Source organism: Streptomyces sp. NPDC045998 (assembly GCF_056430285.1).
This window is the reverse complement of the sequence record NZ_JBWKLJ010000005.1, coordinates 434,881-452,541: the sequence shown is the minus strand read 5'-3', so window position 1 is coordinate 452,541 and position 17,661 is coordinate 434,881. Positions and strand designations below refer to the sequence as shown.

23 protein-coding genes are annotated in these 17,661 nt (G+C 70.6%); 8 read left to right on the top strand and 15 right to left on the bottom strand.

Annotated features, from left to right (window positions below; genetic code table 11):
* Window positions 1-2 precede the first annotated feature (2 nt).
* Window positions 3-392: an effector-associated constant component EACC1 gene (locus AC07FJ_RS18560; RefSeq protein WP_479050142.1), complete on the bottom strand. Its 390-nt coding sequence runs from the start codon at window positions 390-392 to the stop codon at window positions 3-5.
* Between the two features lie 160 nt (window positions 393-552).
* On the opposite strand from AC07FJ_RS18560, the gene AC07FJ_RS18555 reads away from it, so the two are divergent.
* Window positions 553-756: a hypothetical protein gene (locus AC07FJ_RS18555; protein WP_479050140.1), complete on the top strand. Its 204-nt coding sequence runs from the start codon at window positions 553-555 to the stop codon at window positions 754-756.
* Window positions 757-802: 46 nt separating this feature from the next.
* Here AC07FJ_RS18555 and AC07FJ_RS18550 read toward each other — a convergent pair whose 3' ends face one another.
* Window positions 803-1,351: an acyl-CoA thioesterase gene (locus AC07FJ_RS18550; RefSeq protein ID WP_355362269.1), complete on the bottom strand. Its 549-nt coding sequence runs from the start codon at window positions 1,349-1,351 to the stop codon at window positions 803-805.
* A 118-nt stretch (window positions 1,352-1,469) separates the two neighbouring features.
* Here AC07FJ_RS18550 and AC07FJ_RS18545 point away from each other — a divergent pair, with 118 nt between their 5' ends.
* A complete protein-coding gene (locus tag AC07FJ_RS18545; RefSeq protein ID WP_479050139.1) occupies window positions 1,470-2,747 on the top strand; it encodes an LCP family protein in 1,278 nt (425 codons plus the stop codon).
* Between the two features lie 33 nt (window positions 2,748-2,780).
* On the opposite strand, the gene AC07FJ_RS18540 is transcribed toward AC07FJ_RS18545, so the two are convergent.
* The 3 genes from AC07FJ_RS18540 to AC07FJ_RS18530 are packed head-to-tail and all read right to left on the bottom strand — an operon-like array spanning window position 2,781 to window position 4,007.
* Entirely contained in the window at window positions 2,781-2,963 is a 183-nt protein-coding gene (locus tag AC07FJ_RS18540; RefSeq protein ID WP_479050137.1) for a DUF397 domain-containing protein, read from the bottom strand.
* Between the two features lies 1 nt (window position 2,964).
* Window positions 2,965-3,171, bottom strand: a complete 207-nt coding sequence (locus AC07FJ_RS18535; protein ID WP_479050135.1) for a DUF397 domain-containing protein — start codon at window positions 3,169-3,171, stop codon at window positions 2,965-2,967.
* On the bottom strand, window positions 3,168-4,007 hold the full coding sequence (locus AC07FJ_RS18530; RefSeq protein ID WP_479050133.1) for a helix-turn-helix domain-containing protein: 840 nt from the start codon (window positions 4,005-4,007) through the stop codon (window positions 3,168-3,170). Before AC07FJ_RS18530 ends, AC07FJ_RS18535 begins: the two co-directional genes overlap by 4 nt.
* Before the next feature lie 144 nt (window positions 4,008-4,151).
* Here AC07FJ_RS18530 and AC07FJ_RS18525 point away from each other — a divergent pair, with 144 nt between their 5' ends.
* The 3 genes from AC07FJ_RS18525 (at window position 4,152) to AC07FJ_RS18515 (ending at window position 6,313) form a co-directional block, all read left to right on the top strand.
* Window positions 4,152-4,592, top strand: coding sequence for an ATP-binding protein (locus AC07FJ_RS18525; RefSeq protein WP_479050131.1), 441 nt, complete (start codon window positions 4,152-4,154; stop codon window positions 4,590-4,592).
* Window positions 4,593-4,869: 277 nt separating this feature from the next.
* Entirely contained in the window at window positions 4,870-5,739 is an 870-nt protein-coding gene (locus AC07FJ_RS18520; protein WP_479050130.1) for a helix-turn-helix domain-containing protein, read from the top strand.
* 52 nt (window positions 5,740-5,791) lie between these two features.
* On the top strand, window positions 5,792-6,313 hold the full coding sequence (locus AC07FJ_RS18515; RefSeq protein ID WP_479050129.1) for a Uma2 family endonuclease: 522 nt from the start codon (window positions 5,792-5,794) through the stop codon (window positions 6,311-6,313).
* Between the two features lie 38 nt (window positions 6,314-6,351).
* Here the strand turns inward: AC07FJ_RS18515 and AC07FJ_RS18510 are convergent, their stop codons facing one another.
* The 9 genes from AC07FJ_RS18510 to AC07FJ_RS18470 all read right to left on the bottom strand — a co-directional run bounded on the left by AC07FJ_RS18510 (window position 6,352) and on the right by AC07FJ_RS18470 (window position 14,418).
* Window positions 6,352-7,218, bottom strand: a complete 867-nt coding sequence (locus AC07FJ_RS18510) for a GNAT family N-acetyltransferase (RefSeq protein ID WP_479050127.1) — start codon at window positions 7,216-7,218, stop codon at window positions 6,352-6,354.
* Window positions 7,219-7,349: 131 nt separating this feature from the next.
* On the bottom strand, window positions 7,350-7,607 hold the full coding sequence (locus AC07FJ_RS18505) for a hypothetical protein (RefSeq protein ID WP_479050125.1): 258 nt from the start codon (window positions 7,605-7,607) through the stop codon (window positions 7,350-7,352).
* Between the two features lie 103 nt (window positions 7,608-7,710).
* Complete coding sequence (locus AC07FJ_RS18500) at window positions 7,711-9,168, bottom strand: glycosyltransferase family 39 protein (protein WP_479050123.1); 1,458 nt, start codon at window positions 9,166-9,168, stop codon at window positions 7,711-7,713.
* Window positions 9,165-9,842, bottom strand: a complete 678-nt coding sequence (locus AC07FJ_RS18495) for an ABC transporter ATP-binding protein (RefSeq protein WP_479050121.1) — start codon at window positions 9,840-9,842, stop codon at window positions 9,165-9,167. Before AC07FJ_RS18495 ends, AC07FJ_RS18500 begins: the two co-directional genes overlap by 4 nt.
* Window positions 9,843-9,897: 55 nt before the next feature.
* The gene (locus tag AC07FJ_RS18490; RefSeq protein WP_479050119.1) at window positions 9,898-12,048 is read right to left on the bottom strand and encodes a hypothetical protein; all 2,151 of its coding nucleotides are present in this window, start codon (window positions 12,046-12,048) and stop codon (window positions 9,898-9,900) included.
* Between the two features lie 122 nt (window positions 12,049-12,170).
* The gene (locus AC07FJ_RS18485) at window positions 12,171-12,464 is read right to left on the bottom strand and encodes a lactococcin 972 family bacteriocin (RefSeq protein ID WP_355362249.1); all 294 of its coding nucleotides are present in this window, start codon (window positions 12,462-12,464) and stop codon (window positions 12,171-12,173) included.
* A gap of 171 nt (window positions 12,465-12,635) precedes the next feature.
* Window positions 12,636-12,992 carry a hypothetical protein gene (locus AC07FJ_RS18480; RefSeq protein ID WP_479050117.1) on the bottom strand — a complete coding sequence of 119 codons (357 nt, stop codon included), beginning with the start codon at window positions 12,990-12,992 and terminating at the stop codon, window positions 12,636-12,638.
* 4 nt (window positions 12,993-12,996) lie between these two features.
* Entirely contained in the window at window positions 12,997-13,287 is a 291-nt protein-coding gene (locus AC07FJ_RS18475; protein ID WP_355362245.1) for a hypothetical protein, read from the bottom strand.
* Between the two features lie 387 nt (window positions 13,288-13,674).
* Entirely contained in the window at window positions 13,675-14,418 is a 744-nt protein-coding gene (locus AC07FJ_RS18470; RefSeq protein ID WP_479050115.1) for a helix-turn-helix domain-containing protein, read from the bottom strand.
* Window positions 14,419-14,650: 232 nt separating this feature from the next.
* Between AC07FJ_RS18470 and AC07FJ_RS18465 the strand changes: the two genes are divergently transcribed.
* From AC07FJ_RS18465 to AC07FJ_RS18455, 3 genes are all read left to right on the top strand, one after another.
* Entirely contained in the window at window positions 14,651-15,325 is a 675-nt protein-coding gene (locus AC07FJ_RS18465; RefSeq protein WP_479050212.1) for a DUF4097 family beta strand repeat-containing protein, read from the top strand.
* Between the two features lie 76 nt (window positions 15,326-15,401).
* A complete protein-coding gene (locus tag AC07FJ_RS18460) occupies window positions 15,402-16,364 on the top strand; it encodes an ATP-binding cassette domain-containing protein (protein WP_479050113.1) in 963 nt (320 codons plus the stop codon).
* Window positions 16,361-17,152, top strand: coding sequence for an ABC transporter permease (locus AC07FJ_RS18455; protein ID WP_479050111.1), 792 nt, complete (start codon window positions 16,361-16,363; stop codon window positions 17,150-17,152). The genes AC07FJ_RS18460 and AC07FJ_RS18455 overlap by 4 nt, the downstream gene beginning before the upstream one ends.
* A 39-nt stretch (window positions 17,153-17,191) precedes the next feature.
* Here AC07FJ_RS18455 and AC07FJ_RS18450 read toward each other — a convergent pair whose 3' ends face one another.
* Window positions 17,192-17,659, bottom strand: coding sequence for a hypothetical protein (locus AC07FJ_RS18450; protein WP_479050109.1), 468 nt, complete (start codon window positions 17,657-17,659; stop codon window positions 17,192-17,194).
* Window positions 17,660-17,661: the final 2 nt, after the last annotated feature.

Genomic DNA, 17,661 nt, shown 5'->3' with positions numbered 1-17,661 from the left:
GGCTACGGTCGGCCCGTCCCGTCGTCCGCACTCGGCTCGGTGCCAGGACCCGGCGCGCCCAGCGCGTCGACGATGCCGCTCACCTCGTCCGGTGAGCCGTTCTCGACGGTGACGGTGACTTCGCCTCGCGTGATCCGCACCACTGGGGCCGTACGCCGGGAGCCTCGCCACGTGGCACACGCCACCGCCAGGCTCCCGAGCGCGATGCTGTTGGCGACGACGGCGTTGATGATCTCGAAGGCGCCGGCCCCCATGTCCCCGTCCTGGTCGGCGCCGGGTACGAGGGAGAGGGTCGCGTGCCGGACCACGTCCGGGTCCTGAGCGAGCCAGCGGTACAGGGAGGCCAATAAGCGGTCGTCGTCCCCCGCTTCCACGACGATGTCGACCTGCATGCGCCTGCGCCCTCCGTCCCCCACTCGGGCGGCCCGCCACCCGAACAGCACCAGGAGCACCGATCCTATCGGCAGCGACCTCCATCACGGGCGGGTAATCACAGGCCTCCCGAGACGTCGCTTGTCGCGCTCCGATAGACCCGAGCACGCCGGAGGAAGCATGGCCACGGAATGGCCCGTAGGGGCCCTCGTCACACCGACGGTCGCCTTCGATCACCCCGAAGATCCCGTCGGGGAGGTCGTCATGGTCACCACCGACGGCGAGGTGCTCGTCAGGTTCCCCGCATCCGGCACGGAGGTCTACGCCCCCGGCGACCTCACCGACGCCCGCGCTCACGCGCCAGGCGAGCGCCCCAGCGAATGAAAAGGCCCGCTGCCTCAGGGGCAGCAGGCCTCGGGTCCTCGGAAAGTCAGTCCTCGATGCCCTCCGCCGCGCGCTTCTCGCGCAGCTCCTTGATCGCGCGGCGGCGCGCCAGGCGGTGCGTACGGCGGATCTGGGCCTCCTGGTAGCGGCGCTTGTCACGCTCCGTCTCCGGTATGACCGGCGGTACGGGGCGGGGCTTGCCGTCCGCGTCGACGGCCGCGAAGACGAGGTACGCCGAGCCGACCTGGGTCGCCGGGGTGGACTCGTTCCAGCGCTCGGCCAGGACGCGGACGCCGACCTCCATCGAGGACCGTCCGGTCCAGTTGACCTGGGCCTTCACGTGAACAAGGTCACCTACGCGGACCGGCTCCAGGAACACCATCTCGTCCATGGATGCGGTCACGGCCGGGCCGCCGGAGTGCCGTCCGGCGACGGCACCCGCCGCGTCGTCCACCAACTTCATGATCACGCCGCCGTGCACCGTCCCGAGGAGGTTGGTGTCACTGCCGGTCATGATGTGGCTGAGGGTCGTACGGGAGGCCGACGTGGGCTTTCCCTCCAGCTGGACGCCCTGCGGCGGGGCCTGATCTGTCATGCCCTCCACCCTATGCCCGAGTCCGTTACGGCTTCATTGCATCAGCTTCGCTACAGCCCCGCTGCGGAATCCCACCCACCCTGTCGGCCTGACCTGGGCGGCCTGCACACTGGTCCGCATGAATGACTGGCCTGAAGGATGGTCCGACGACCGCAACGCCCGTTACGGCCGTGGCAGCGCCGATGCCCAGCCCGAGGGCGTACGGTCCATGCCGCACGTGCGGCGCCGCCCGGCGGTGCCGCCGCAGCCGGCGGGGGCCCCGCATGGCGCCGCCGTACCGCCCCAGCCGGCGGCGTACGACAGCGGTTACAACACAGGCCAGGTCTACGGCACCCCCCAGGGCCCCCGCCCCGGCGGCCCCCGCGGGGGCGGGCCCCGCATCCCCGACCGTGGCTCCGTGCGCGCCCCGGGCCCGGCGCCCGACTGGCGCCGCCGGATCAAGATCGGTTCCGTCGTCGCCCTGGTGGCGGTCCTCGGCACCACCATCGGTACGTACTTCTGGGCCGACGGCAAGATGCGCCGCGAGGTCGACCTCGCCAAGGTCATCGACCGCCCGGCGGAGGGCGACTGCACCACGTACCTGATCGTCGGCTCCGACAGCCGCGAGGGCATGACCGCCGACGACAAGAAGCGGCTGCACACCGGCTCCGCCGACGGCAAGCGCACCGACTCGATGATGATCCTGGCGGCCTGCTCCAGCGGCAACACCATGATCTCGCTGCCGCGCGACTCGGACGTGGAGATCCCGTCCTTCGTCGGCTCCCAGTCCGGCAAGACCTTCCCCGCGCAGGGCCGCCGCGTGAAGCTGAACGCCGCGTACGCCGAGGACGGCCCCGAGCTGCTCGTCCGCACCGTCGAGCACAACACCGGGCTGCGCATCGACCACTACGCGGAGATCGGCTTCGCCGGGTTCGCCAACATCGTCGACTCGCTCGGCGGCGTCGAGATGAACATCGAGAAGGGCTTCAAGGACAAGAAGTCCGGCGCCGACTTCCAGGCCGGCAAGCAGACCCTCAACGGCGAGCAGGCCCTCGCCTTCGTCCGCACCCGGTACGCCTTCGCCGAGTCGGACCTCGCCCGTACGAAGAACCAGCAGAAGTTCCTGTCAGCCCTCGCCAGCCAGGCCGCCACCCCGGGCACCATCCTCAACCCGTTCAAGCTCTACCCGACGCTGGGCGCGGGACTGGACACCCTCATCGTCGATAAGGACATGTCGCTCTTCGACCTCGGCGAGATGTTCTTCGCGATGAAGGGCATCAGCGGCGGCGAGGGCACGTCGATGAACATGCCCATCAACGGCGCCCGTGGCGGCAACCTCGTCTGGGACAAGGCGAAGGTGCAGCAGCTGGTGAAGCAGATCCAGAACGACGAGAAGGTGACCGTCACCGAGAAGTAGAGCCTCGCGCCCCGGCCCGGCCCGGGGCGCGGTTCAGCTCGCGTCGCTCGCGTGCGTCACGAAGTCCGCCCAGGCGGCGGGCGTGAAGCGGAGCTTCGGCCCGGGGACGTTCTTGGAGTCCCTGACGTGGACGGCGTGCGGCGTGGCTGCGACCTCGACGCACTCGGGACCGTCGGCCGTGCTGTAGCTGCTCTTGACCCAGGTCGGGTCAGTCATGTCAGCCTCCAGTGGCGTACGTGACGAAGTCCGCCCAAGCGGTGGGCGTGAAGCCGAGCTTCGGCCCGGAGATGTTCTTCGAGTCCCGGACGTGAATCGTGCGGGGCGCGGCCGCCACCTCAACGCACGCAGGGCCGTCGTTGCTGCTGTAGCTGCTCTTGATCCACTCCAGCTCGGAGTGGGAGCCGCCTGAGGTGTTGCGGGTCATGTCTCTCCCAGCGCTTTCTCGATGAAGGCCAGCGACTCCCGTGGGGTGAGAGCCTGGGCCCGGATGATTCCGTACCGTAGCTCGATGATCCGGACCTCCTTGGGGTCGGAGATCAGGCGGCTGGACAGCTGGCCCTCCCAGTGTGCCACCGCCGTGCCGTCGTCGAACTTCAGCAGTTGGAAGTGCCCACCCATCCCGGCATGGTCCTCCCGGTCTGTCGGCATCAGCTGGATCTCAACGTTTCGCAACTGGCCAATTTCCAGCAGGCGTTCGAGCTGACGGCGTGCCACCATCTTGCCCCCGAGAGGCCGCTTGATCGTCGCCTCTTCCAGGACAAACGTCAGCATGGTGAGCGGCTGCCGTTCAAAGACCTCCTGGCGTGACATCCGCGCCGCAACGTACCGATCAACCTCGTCTCGACTGAACGACGGCCGCCGCATCTCGTACAGCGCTCGGGCATACTCCTCCGTCTGGAGCAGGCCGTTCAGGTTGTGGTTGTCATAGGCCCCGAGTTCAACTGCTTCCCGCTCCAACTTCGCGAGGTCCCGGACCTTTTTCGGGTACCTCGCCTCCGCCACGTCCTTCTTCATCGCGGCGATTTTGCCGCCCGCGTTCAGGACCTCGTCCACCTTGTCCAGGAACTCCGGCTGGGGGATGCGCTTGCCCCCCTCCACCTTGTAGACCAGGTTCTCGCTGTAGCCGATCGCCCTGCCGAGGTCCGCCGCGCTCATGCCCGCAGCCTCGCGCCAAAGTCGGATCTGGCGGCCGACTGCCGCGATCACCGCGCCCGAGTCGTCGTCCTCCAGGTCGACGTCCTGGTCCGGTTCATCCGTCATACGACACCACCTTCACCCGTGTCCGTGCCGTGCCTCCGCGCGACGCCGTACAGGCTGGACATGGTCGTACCTCACCTGGACAGTCACTCTCCGTACAGGCGTCGCTTCTTTCAGCGTAAGCGCCAACCCGCCACTCTGAGTCACGTGAATCTGGAAATCACCCGAACTGAACGTTCCGCTACCGCACGGCAGTTCACCGTGCTGCTCTCCCCCACCCGCCGGGGCGCCCGGCTCGCCCGGCTGCTGACATCGGCGCAACTGAGCGACTGGGGCGTGGAGTCGGAGGCGGCCGCGCAGATCGTCGCGGAGCTTGCCACCAACGCCACCGTCCACGGCCGCGTGCCCGGCCGGGACTTCCGGTTGGACCTGGCGGTCGAGGGCGAGGGCAAGCGCCTGCGCATCGAGGTGACCGACACCCGGAGTGACCGCCTGCCGCCCGGGCCCGGAGCCGTCGCCGTACCGGCCAGCGACTCGGAGGCGGGGAGGGGGCTTCTGATCGTGGAGGCGCTGGCGGACCGGTGGGGTGTGGCGCTCGGGCCCGTGCCGCGCAAGACCGTCTGGGCCGAACTCGACCTCGTACCGTGACCGGGCGCACCGGGTCGCGGTTTTCCACGACCCGGTGGAGCGCGACGCGGTGGCCCACGATGCAAAAGCTTTTAAGGCTCTCGAAAGGACCGGGAAAAGCCCTCCCCTCCCCACCCTGCCCTGGCTCACTCACACGGGTGAGGTTTCCCGATTGAGCTGGATTTCGGGCGGGTTGGCGGGCATATGCTCGCGGCGACAACACCAGACATGCGACGGCCCCCGCCGGGACTGGCATCCCGGACGAGGGCCTGACCACCGAGGAAGAGACACCTTCCCGATGGACATTCAGCAGGTTAGCGCGCCGTCGCGCGCCTCGTCCCGAGCTTCCGGACGCGTCACCGTCTCCGGGGTGACCCACGTCAAGACCGCGCACCGCAGCCGCTTCACCGTCGTGGGCAACCACCTCGCCCAGCACCGCGAGATGTCGATGGCCGCGATCGGGCTGGCAGTTCACATCCAGTCGCTCCCCGAGGGCGCGAAGGTCGGCATCAAGGCGCTGGCGGAACGCTTCCCGGACAGCGAAGCCCGGATCGCGGAGACGCTGCGGGAGCTGGAGGAGTTCGGCTACCTGGAGCGCACGCGGGTGCGGCTGCCCAGCGGCAAGCTGGTCACCCGGACGGTCTCGTACAACCAGCCGCGTGCGGTGTCGGCACCCCAGGAGCCCGAGCCGGTGCCGCCTGTACCGGAACCCGAACCGGAGCCCGAGCCCGCGCCCGCGCCCGCGCCCGTAAAAGCTCCTCCGCCGCCGCTTCCTCAGCCCAAGGCCCACGACCTGGAGCGCCACCGCCTGGCCGGGGACCTCCTCGCCGGACTGCGGCGCCACGAGCCCCGGCTGCTGCTCGCCGAGCACGACGTACGGCGCCTGGCGCCCGCCGTGGCCGCCTGGCTGGAGCGGGACGCCGACCCCGAAGCCGTACGGCAGGCGCTGACGGCCAACCTGCCCACGCAGCTGAAACAGCCCGCCGGGCTCCTCGCCCACCGGCTCACGGCACTGATGCCGCCACCCCTGCCCGCCGCCCCGCCGGAACCGACGGGGCCCAACCGCCCCGACCCGCTCCAGAACTGCGACACGTGCGACCGCGCCTTCCGCTCCCCTGAGCCGGGCGACTGCCCCGGGTGCAGAACGCGCTTGGCCGATGCGGCCTAGCAGGATGGGGATTGTCCGCCAGTACCAGGTCATGCGGGACGTCGTTCGGTCGATGGACGACACCCTTCCCGGCACGTTCGAGATCACCAGGGAAGGGATCGTCCACGACATGAGGGCGCCCGCGAGACCGCACGAACTCACCGTGCTGCGGCTACGCAAGCTCCTTGAGGGAGCCCTTCCCGACGATCTGGTGGCCCATACCGGCACACCGGACGTGGAGTGCGCGCCCAAGGGCATCATGCGGCACCCCGACGTCATGGTGATCGCCGAGGCAGACGTGGAAGGCGAGGGGTCCTTCGACCCGCGCACCGTCCTCGCCGCCATCGAGGTCGTCTCGCGGTCCAACCCGGACAACGACTGGGTGGGCAAGATGCGGGACTACCCCCTGCTGGGCATCCCGGTCTACGCCGTCTTCGACCCGCGCACCGGCTCGGGGGCCGTGCTCGGCGACATCCACGCCACCCCGTCGGGGCCTCGTTACGCCACGCGCAAGGAGTTCGTGTACGGCGAGGACGTCACGATCCGTGGGTGGACCATCCCGACCGGGGGCCTCCCCCGGTATCCCTCGGCATAGAGCGACGCGGCCTGCCCGATACCGCCGCCTGATCATTTTCAGGCGGGTCGGCTGACGTCCAGTCGTTTGGGCAACGGCTCGTATCCAGCTGCCCTGTAGGCGGCGACGGCGGCAACGTTCGAGCTGGGGGTGCTGACGAGCGCGCTTGACGCACCCAGTTCACGCAGCGCCGCCGCAGCGGCGATGCTGATCGCCGTCCCGTAGCCGCGACCGCGGTGGTCGGCGTGCACGCCCAGCGGCTCCAGCAGGCCGGGCTTGCCGGGTCCGGCCGACCAGACCGTCGCCGCGGCCACCGCGTTGTCCCGGTCGTCGTAGCCCATCAGGCAGCGGGCGTCGGCGTAGACCGGCCCGGCCGCGAGGACGTGCCAGATCTCCTCCGTGAACCTCGGGCTGCCGAACGCCGAGCGGTGCACCGCGGTCCGCACCCCCGCCGTCTCCGGACCGGCTACCTCGACCCGCAGGTCGGCGTCCTGCACCGGCTCGGCGAGGTCGTGGCGCAGGAGCGTCCACGGCTCGTCCAGATTCCAGCCCGCCTCCAAGAGGACCTCGCGGAGCAGGGCACCGTTGGGGATTTCGAGGCCGACCTTCCCGGGCGGCAGGACCCCGCGCTCCGGGTCATCGAGGTCCGCCAGCAGTCGGCGCGCCAGATCACCGTCCTGTCGTAGGTCCGGCGCGGTCGTCAGGCGCAGCACATCAGGGGCGTCCAGGTATCCGACGGCAATGATCCGTCCGTCCACGCTCCAGGTGCGGACGGCCGCGGCCAGCCTCTCCGCGCCCAGCGCCCAGGCCCAGCCGAGGTCCCCCGGATGGAGTTGCAGCGGCGTGCGGTCGTCCTGCCATGCGCGGAGGGCGTCCACGGCCCCGATCAGCCCGTCGACGCCGGGCTCGTTCAGAACGATCCTCATGTCCCGCATCGCACACCATCGCGGCGACCGGCCGCACCTGGTTTTACTCAGCCGGTCTCAGCCGGTCAGACCGACAGGACACGCACGCCCTAGCCGGAGCGCCGTCAGGGGGCGGAAAATGGCCGCGCGCCTCAGAACACCGCGCGAGCAGCCACCGCGGTGAGGCCGACACCGACCGTCGCGCCCAGCAGCATGGCCGCGATCGCCGCCGTCCGGCCGACTCCTTGGTCGAGCGGGACGCCCGGTACGACCTTGCTCAGGACCGGCGCCAGCGCGATGAGACCGAAGCCGATGCCGCCGCGCCAGTACGTCTCGCCGGAACACGACTGGTTGAAGCGACCGCCACACCCACTCGGTTCGATGGCGAAGCTCGTCACGATGAGGAACAACGCACTGGCGTACACCGCGCTGAACAGCACCCCCGTGCCGAAGTCGACACGCCGGGTTCTGACGGAGCCGCCAGAGCTGCCGGAGCTCTCAGGAAGCCGCCCCCTAGAGGCGCTCATACACCGTCACCCGCCGTCCCCGAACCTGCTCGTCCGCCACCGCTCTGAAGTGCTCCTTCAGCACGGCCGTCTTGACCTTGTCCCGCTCCGCCGAGACCGGCCGGGCCACCTTGGCCGCATCCGTGACCAGCAGTATCCGGTGCTGGGCCAGCATCGCGGTACGTATCCGGGCCGGGTCGGCCTCCTCGCCCTTCAGGGTGCCGGAGGCGACCGGGGTCACCGCAAGCGCTATGTCGCTCAGGCCGGCGAAGTCGTCCGGGGAGACGAGCGCGGTGTCGCGGCGGGCCGCCGGTACGAAGAGCACCGCGTCTCCGGGGTGCTTGAGCCGCCGCACGTCGGCCGACACCGCCAGGACGTCGTCCACGCGGCTGGCCGGGGACCGCTTGCTCAGCGACTGCGGCAGCAGCGCCACCACCGCCACCGTCACCGCGACCGGGACGAGCCACGACGACGCGCGCGGGAACCGGGGCGTGAGCGCGCGGACGGCCGAGCCCAGCGCCGTACCGATCAGCAGCGCCAGCCCCAGCAGGCTGAAGAGCACGTACCGGTCGAGGAAGAGCGGCTGGAACAGGGACAGCCCGATCAGGCCGAGTTGCGGCACCGCGAGCAACGGCAGCCCGACGGCCGCCACCGACAGGCGGCCGCCCGGGTGGGAGGGCCGGTCCGCGAGGGCGCCGAGGGCGCCGATCGCGAGCAGGACCGCCGGGCCGATCAGCATGTGCCAGGTCAGCGGCGGGATCCAGGACACCTGGCCCGACTGGGTTCGGCTGAACAGGATCAGCGGCAGCGCGCCCACCATGGCGACCGACGAGGCCACCGTCCAGCGCGCCCAGGTGCCGCGCCCGGCCCGGGTCCAGGCGAGGGTCGCCGCGTGGGCGGGCAGGATCAGCAGGGAGAGCCAGTTCAGCAGCGCGCACAGCAGGACGGCGCCGCCGTACGCCGTCCAGTGCGCCGCCGAGGCCCGCCCTTGGAGGGCCGTCACCAGCAGCAGCGTCGCGATCCCGGCGCCGGCGGCGACGAGTGCGTACGGGCGCCCCTCCTGGAGGTAGAACTGCACGGCCGGCAGCAGTCCGAGCGCCAGCCCCGCCCCGAGGCCCGCCCAGGTCCCGGCCAGTCGGCGGCCGATGACCGTCACACAGCCCGCCGCCACCGCCATGGCCAGCACGGAGGGAAGCCGGAGGGTCGTGGTGCCGGCGCCGAAGGTGGCGAAGAGGCCGTGCATCAGCAGGTAGTACAGGCCGTGGACGACGTCGACCTGGCCCAGCATGTGCCAGATCTCGCCGGTGGACCGCTGGGCCACCTGCCAGGTCGCGGCCTCGTCCCGCCACACGCTGTGCTGCCGGGACAGCCCCCAGACGCCGAGGGCGAGGGTCCACAGGACGGGGATGGCCCAGAGGGGCGGGCGGCGGCGGCTGCTGTCGGCAGGGGCTATGTGGGAGGTCATGAAGGTATTCGGGTGGTGGTGGCTGCGGTGATCGGGGTGTCCTCACCGACGGTGAGGACCGCGTCGCAGCGGTCGCGGACGTACTCGTCATGGGTGGCGATGACGACGGCGCATCCGCCCTCGCTCATCTCGCGGAGGATGTCCATGACCGCTGTGGTGTGGGCGTGGTCGAGGGCGCCGGTGGGCTCGTCGGCCAGGACGAGCGCCGGTTGCTTGACGATCAGCCGGGCGAGCGCCACACGCTGCTGCTCTCCGCCGCTGAGGTGGTGGATCCTCTCCCCCTCCCGCCCCGCCAGCCCGACACGGTCGAGGGCGTCGGCGATGACGGCACGGGTATCGCCCCGGGTGGTCCGCTGTGGCGTGATGGCGATCTCCAGGTTGGCGGCGACGGTCGACTCCTCGATCAAGGCGTAGTTCTGGAAGAGGTAACCGAGAACGTCGCGACGGTACAGGCGCGTCTCGCGCCCGCCGAACCGGGTGATGTCCTTGCCGTCGTGATGGATCGCCCCCGAGGTCGGCTTGTCGAGGAGGCCGAGGCAGTTGAGGAGGGTGGACTTCCCCGATCCGCTGGGACCGACGAGCGCGAGCATGTCGCCGCGGCTGACGGTGGCGGTGACGTCGGACCACAGGGTCCGGGTGCCGAAGGACTTCGAGAGCTTCACGATATCGATCACGACAGTGCTCCTGCGGGGTGGAGAAGATACGGCGACAGCGGTGCGGGCTCGGGGCTCACGTCCCGGCCACCCCCTCCTTGACGACGCGCCGGTGGAACACCGCGAGCGCGAGGAGCACGGCGCAGACCTCGGCGGTGACCAGTCCGGCGATGACACCGGTGTCCAAGGCGGTGATCCGGACGGGCGGGAAGGGTGCGGGGATGCCCTGGGAGGTGAACTCCGCGAGGTCCTGGTTCTGCTGCCACACCTGGAGGGGCACCCACGCGGCGAGGAAGACCGCGAGGAGCGCCTCGACGGCCAGGACCTGGCGGTGGATCCTGGTGAACCTCCAGCCGCTGATGTGCTGCGCGAAGATGGCCTGGGCGTGCTTGCGGGCGTGGATGACGCAGACTCCGACGCCGGTGATGAGGAGGACGGCCACGGCCGCGACGAGGTTGAAGAGGCGAAGCCGGAAGTCGTTGACGGCCTCCCTCAGCGCCAGGGCGGCGCTGTGCCGGACCGGGCGCACGGCCGTCACGTACGTGTGCAGGTCGTCCTTGTCGGCCGCGAGGGCGTTCAGGGCGTCGTCGGGGTCGGGGAAGACGATGCCGTCCTGGGTGGCGAACGCGGTGTAGGTGTCGTCGGTGAGGATCTTGGAGCCGTTGGGGACCACCACGAGCACCGGGTCGCGCACCAGGGACCGGTCGTCGTCCGGGGTGTGGGCGGTGTTGGGGCTCAGGCTGCCGGAGTTGTAGCCGAAGAGGCGCTGGCCGCTCTTGGCCGGGAGCGTCTCGACCGTGAGGCGTCGGCGGAGGTCCGGATCCAGGCGGCCGAAGACGCCGGGGACCGCCGCGCTGAGGGCGGGGGCGTGGGCGGAGAGGGACTCGGGGACGATGAGCCGGACCGCACAGGCTGCGGCACAGGGTTTCGCGCCTTGCGCATGCGCGCCTTGCGCTGTGGGGCGGGGTGCCGCCGGTGCGTACCGGTGTCCCTTCGGGTCGAGAACCGGCTGTGCCGCGAGGAAGGCGTCGTTGACGACGAGTATCTCGCCCGGCGGCAGGGGCGCGTCGGAGGAGACGCTCTGGAGGTCCCGGCGCCCGGCGACGATGACCTGGCCCGCCGCGTCGGCGCGGCGCAGCCACCCGCCCACCTGGGTGATCATCCGCTTCTCCTCGCCCACCAGGCTGCCGTTGAGGCGGAGGGTCACGGCGTCTCCCGCCCGGGCGTAGGTGTCCTGGCTTTCCTGGCGCGCCAGCACGTGCTGTCCCGCCAGGGCCACGTCCATGGCGACGCCGAGGGCGAGCAGCAACGCCGGGACACGCACCAGGTACGTCCCGACGAACGCGGCCCGCGCGGGCAGCCGGCCCTTGAGCGCGCGCAGCACGTCGACCCTGAAGGTCAGGGCGAGCGCGGCCGCGTGGGCGGCGAGGACGAACAGGACGAGCAGGCCGGCGAGGCACGCGGTCACCGAGGCGAACAGTCCCAGCCAGGCGAGGCCGTTGTAGAGGTGGAGGAAGGCGAGCGCCGCCGCCGCCACGGCACCGGCCGCGACCGACCAGAACAGCGCCACCTGTCGGAGGTCTCGGAGGAGGAGGTCCATGAAGGACTTTCCCTGGAGGCGCAGGACCCCGTAGGCCCTCGCGCCGAGCAGCACGCTCGCGCCCGTCATCGTCACCGCGGCGAGAGCGACCACCCAGAACGAGCCGAAGAGGTCTCCGCCCGAGAAGAGGAGGGGCAGGTTCGCGGGTGCGAGAGGGTGCTGCACGCTCACGCGGAGGCCGAGTTCGGAGAGCTCGTCCGCCAGTGCGCCCGCCGCCTCGGGCGGGCCGAAGACGTAGTAGTAGCCGCGCGGGTCGCGCTGTCCGACCTCGGCGATCGGGTGCACGTCCGTCTCGACCTGCCGGCCGAACCGGGGATACCCCTCGTCCAGCCAGGACGCGGCCTCGGACCCGGGGCCGCCGGGTGCCAGGTACAGGTGCCGCAGGCGGTCGGGGTTCTTCAGGTCGGGCAGCTCGCGGGCGACCGTGACCCCGTGGTCGTCCGAGAAGGAGGCGATCGCGCGGGCGATGTCGGCGCCGCCCACCGCGTCATCGGAGTCGAAGACCCAGACCTGGGCCGAATTGCCCAGCACCAGTTCCTCGTCCAGGCCGCGTACGAAGAGGAAGGCCATGACCGCGGAGACGGCCAACACGGCGGCGTGGACGAACTTGATACCTCGGTGGAGCATCGGCTACCTGGTTCCGGGCGCTCGGGGAGCGCGTGTCTCGTCGGACGTTGGCGGGGAATGCACGGCACCGGCCGCGGGAGAGGAGTTCTCCCGCGACCGGGGCGAGGGTGACCGATGCCTCGTCAGCAGGAGGCGTCGTAGTGCGCGGTGTTGGGGTGGATGCTCGACTTCTCCACCGAGGCCTTGGACCACTTCTTGTTCTCGGTGCAGCCGCTGTAGGCCCAGCTCCTGCCGTGGACGGAGGAGGAGTGCCAGTTGACCTTGTGGTAGAAGTTCGAGTAGGCGTAGTTGGCGCCGACGTCGTAGCTCCACCGACCGCCGCTGACGTCGACCGACTTGGCCAGCGCCGGAGCGGTGGCGGCCATGACGATGACACCGGCGGCGGCGACGGCCTTGAGTCCGTTTCGTATGGTCATGGTTGACTCACTTTCCTGTGTGGGATGACGGAGCTGGCGACGCACCGGTTTCAGGGCGCGGCGCAGCGACAGCCGGTGGTCCGTTCGTCTTCGTGGGACGTGGCCAGGCTGTTGGTGTGTTGGTGGGGCGGTGCGTGGTGTGCCGGTCGCTGAATGTGCGAACGGAACGGTTCAGGCAGCGATCCACGGGACACGGCACACGTGGGGCGCCGTGCCTTCAGGGCACATGTTCCTGATCACCGTCTTGCGGATCGCCCGCCACGTCCGCAGGGAGCACACCACGTGGACGCGCAGCTCGACCGGTTCCCGTGCGCCGCCGCTCTGGCCGGGGTGCTCCCAGGCCCACTGCTCCGCCAGCATGTCGTACACGTCAGCGGTCGACAGCTCGCTCCCGGGGAGCGTGTGCGCGACGGTCTCCCGGACGATCCGGGCGCTGCGGGAGGCCGCGGCCTCCTGGACGAGTCGCCTGACCCATGCCAGCCCCTGCTCGTCCGCGTACAGACCGAACGTCAGTGTGCGCGTCCTCATCGACTCACGCCCTCTTGATCGACTTCTTCGTGCAGTGCTTCGCACGGTAGCCGGTGGGCATCTGGTCGTTGGCGTTCTTGATGGCGGCCTTCCACGCGTTCGGCTTCGTCTCGGAGATGCCGTGGCCCTGTACGAAGCCATGGGCGGTGTCGTCCGAGATGCGCATCTTGGTGCACTGCACGTGCGCATGCCATCCGCGCCCCGCCGCCTCCGCGGGAGCGGCGATGCCGGCGGAGAGGAGCGCCGCCGCGACAGCGGTGGTGAGGAGAGGGCCGACAGCCCGCAACTTGCGCATTGAGTGGTTCCCCCAGGGATCGATACGTCCTCTGTCCGGGGGTGGGCGGGTCGGGTGATGCCGTCTTCGCATTCACCCGCCACCGCCGCGGAACACCGGATGACGCCCTGGCCGTATGGCCGAGGCGATCCGCGTGCCGCTCACCTTCCCCCGTGAGCCACCCGCTTCGGAGGTCAGCCGACCGGGTGGACATGGCGAATTTACGCCACTCCGACGATCTTCCGCCAGGCGGAAAGACGTGAACACGATCACCGCGCGCGGATGGAACCTTGAACCGACAACATGGGCGTTTTGTCGTTCTGTCGCTGTCGTTCTGTCGCTGTCACCCTGTCGCCCTGTCGCCCTGTCCTGGATGGGCGGGATCACCTTCTGAGGCCGTCAGGGCGGCTAAGGCGCCTTCTCCGTACCCTCCGAGGCCGCCGGGGGCTTCGCGTAGAGGACGTCACGGGCCTGGTCGGCGGCGCGGAGGATGCTCTCGGAGACGAAGTCCAGGAAGCGGGCGACGTTCTCCAGGCGGACGGCCGCCGGGGTGCCGGGCCCGAGGACGCCGACGCCCTCCCGGGCCGTCGCGGCGAGCTGCACGTTGGACTGGGCGGCCGAGATCATCGACTGGTACCAGACCCCGTCGTCGACGAAGTAGCGCTCGCGGCGGCGTTCGTCGCGCTCCCGGCGGATGAGGCCCTGCGACTCGAGGAACGCGACCGACTTGGAGATGGACGCCGGGCTGACCTGGAGGCGCTGGACCAGTTCGGACGCGGTGAGGCTTCCGGCGTCGGTGGTGAACAGGCAGGTCAGCACCCGGGCCATCATCTTCGGCACGCCCTGCTGCATGAGGAGCGTGGTGAACCCCTCCTCGTACTCGCGCACGGCGTCGATGTCCCGCCCGGGGCTCTGCTCGGGTGCCCCCGCCCCTCGGGGTGCGGCCTGCCTGCGGCGGTGCGCGCGGCGTTCGGTGGCGCGGTGGGCGAGGTCGGCGCGGTAGGCGGTGGGGCCGCCGTTACGCATGACCTCACGCGTGATGGTCGACGTCGGGCGGTCGAGGCGCCTGGCGATCTCCGCGTACGCGAGGCCGTCGGCCAGCCCCAGCGCGATCTGCTGGCGTTCCTGCTCGGTGAGCCTGCCTCCCGGCATCGCGGCCTCCTTGCTGTGTGGTCCTTGAGGTCTCCAGCATAGCGTTCACTTCCAGCCCATTGCAACGCACAGTGGGCATGACGTTGCGTTATCTTCTCAACCATTGCAACGATTTTGCTGCGTTGACCTGCGGTTTCTTTGTTTTCTTCGCAACGTCGTCGTTGCCTGTTCTTCGAACGCAACGTAGCGTTTCTCTCGTCGGAAACAACGCAGCGACACCAAGGAGCGCATGATGCAGACGTTCACCACCCCCGCCCCGGTCTCCGCCGTCCTGGACATCCCGGCCGGGCACATCCGGTTCATCGCGGCCGACCGGGCCGACACCACCGTCGAGGTCCTGCCCGCCGACGCCTCCAGGAGCCGCGACGTGAAGGCGGCGGAGCAGACCCGGGTCGCGTACGGCGACGGCGTCCTGCGGATCGAGGCCCCGGAGGCGAAGAGCCAGCTGTTCGGCTCCTCCGGGTCCGTCGAGGTGACGGTCCAACTGCCCGCCGGCTCCCGCGTCGAGGTGCAGGCGGCCAGCGCCGAACTCCGCGGCGTCGGTCGGCTGGGGGACGTCACCTTCGAGGCCGCGCACGGCACGGTCAAGCTCGACGAGACCGCGGGCGCCCGCCTCGTCCTCCAGGCCGGTGACATCACGGTCGGCCGCCTGGGCGACGCCGCGGAGATCCGCACCCAGAAGGGCGACCTCCGCATCGCCGAGGCCGTACGCGGCGAGGTCACGCTCCGCACCGAGCACGGCGACATCGCGGTCGGCGCCGCCCGGGGAGTCTCCGCCGTCCTGGACGCCGGCACCGGGTACGGCCGCATCCACAACGCGCTGAAGAACACCGACGGCGGCGACGCCGCGCCGCTGAGCATCCACGCGACCACCGCGTACGGCGACATCGCCGCCCGCAGCATCTGAGCCACGGCCCGCAGAGCTCGCGGAGCTCGCAGAGACAGCAGAGACAGCAGAGCTCGCAGAGAGGAAGTACCCCACCATGACCAACCTGGCCATCGCGGCACACGGGCTGCGCAAGTCCTACGGCGACAAGGTCGTCCTCGACGGTGTCGACCTGTCCGTACCCGAAGGAACGATCTTCTCCCTGCTCGGTCCGAACGGCGCCGGCAAGACCACCGCCGTGAAGATCCTCTCCACGCTCATCACGGCGGACGCCGGCTCCGGCGCGGTCCGCGTCGGCGGCCACGACCTCGCGGCCGACCCGCAGGCCGTACGCGCGGCGATCGGCGTCACCGGGCAGTTCTCCGCCGTCGACGGCCTGATCACCGGTGAGGAGAACATGCTCCTCATGGCGGACCTGCACCACCTCTCCCGGCGGGAGGGCCGCCGGGTCGCCGCCGAGCTGCTGGAGCGCTTCGACCTCACCGCGGCGGCGAAGAAGCCCGCCTCCACCTACTCCGGCGGCATGAAGCGCCGCCTCGACATCGCCATGACCTTGGTCGGCGACCCGCGGATCATCTTCCTCGACGAGCCGACCACCGGACTCGACCCCCGCTCCCGGCACAACATGTGGCAGATCATCCGCGAGCTGGTCACGGGTGGCGTCACCGTCTTCCTCACCACCCAGTACCTGGAGGAGGCCGACGAACTCGCCGACCGGATCGCCGTGCTCAACGACGGCGGGATCGCCGCCGAGGGCACCGCCGAGGAGCTGAAGCGGCTCGTCCCCGGCGGACACGTACGGCTCCGCTTCACCGACCCGGCCGCGTACCGGAGCGCCGCCTCCGCACTCCGCGAGGCGGCCCCGGACGACGAGGCCCTCGCCCTGCAGATCCCGAGCGACGGCAGCCAGCGCGCGCTGCGCTCCCTCCTCGACCGGCTGGACTCGGCCGCCGTCGAGGCGGACGAACTGACGGTGCACACCCCCGACCTCGACGACGTCTTCTTCGCCCTGACGTGCGGCGGCGTCTTCCCCGACCAGCCCAAGGAGGCTGTCCGATGAGCTCCTTCGCCCTCGCCGTACGCGACTCCTCCACGATGCTGCGCCGCAACCTCCTGCACGCCCGGCGCTACCCGTCCCTCACGCTGAACCTGCTGCTCACGCCGATCATGCTGCTGCTGCTCTTCGTCTACGTCTTCGGTGACACGATGAGCGCGGGCATAGGCGGTGGCGTTCCGGACCGCTCCCGGTACGTGGCGTACATCGTCCCGGGGCTGCTGCTGATGACCATCGGCAGCACGGTGGTCGGCACCGCGGTCTCCGTCTCCAACGACATGACCGAGGGCATCATCGCCCGCTTCCGCACGATGGCGATCCACCGCGCTTCGGTGCTCGTCGGGCACGTCATCGGCAGCGTGCTGCAGGCGGTCATCAGCGTGGTCCTCGTCGGCGCCGTCGGCGTGGCCATCGGCTTCCGCTCCACCGACGCCACCGCCCTGGAGTGGCTGGCGGCCTTCGGACTGCTCGTGCTCTTCGCCCTGGCGCTCACCTGGATCGCGGTCGGCATGGGCCTCATCAGCCCCAACGCCGAGGCGGCCAGCAACAACGCGCTGCCCCTGATCCTGCTGCCGCTGCTCTCCAGCGCCTTCGTCCCGCTCGACGCGATGCCCGGCTGGTTCCAGCCGATCGCCGCGTACCAGCCCTTCACGCCCGCCATCGAGACCCTGCGCGGCCTGCTGCTCGGCACCGAGATCGGCCACAACGGATGGCTCGCGGTGGGATGGTGCCTGGGCCTCGCGGTACTCGGCTACGTCTGGTCGACCTCGAAGTTCCAGCAGGACCCGAGGTAACCCCGATGCCCCCGCGGGCCCCTGGCCGGAGGCGGCGGGCTACATGCAGAAGTACTTGGCCACGGCCCGGCCCCGCCGCGCCGCCCGGGCATAGAAGGCGCGCAGCTCCTCGTGGTCCCCGGCCAGGTCCTCGCGCAGTTGCTCGTCCGGCCGGGACGAGGGCAGTCGGGCCCACTGCTGCCACCGGTCGGCGAACGAGACGCCCTCCACGTACGCCGCCGCACGTGCCACCTCCGGCGGGTCGAGCGTCAGGTGGCCGGGGCCGCCGCCGGGGTCGGGTATGTGGCGGCCGGCGAAGACGGGGAGCTCCCGGTCACCGCCCGGCTCGGACGGGAGCGCGTACACCTCGTGCAGCTGGAAGAAGCCGCTCTCCAGCCACACCGCGTCACCGGCCCGGACCCGGCGGCGCAGCTCGTCGTACTCGACGTCGAACAGGGCGTCGAAAGCCGCCAGGTCACCGGGCAGCTCGGCGGGGTCGAGCGCCTGGAAGTAGGTCCACATGCTCACGC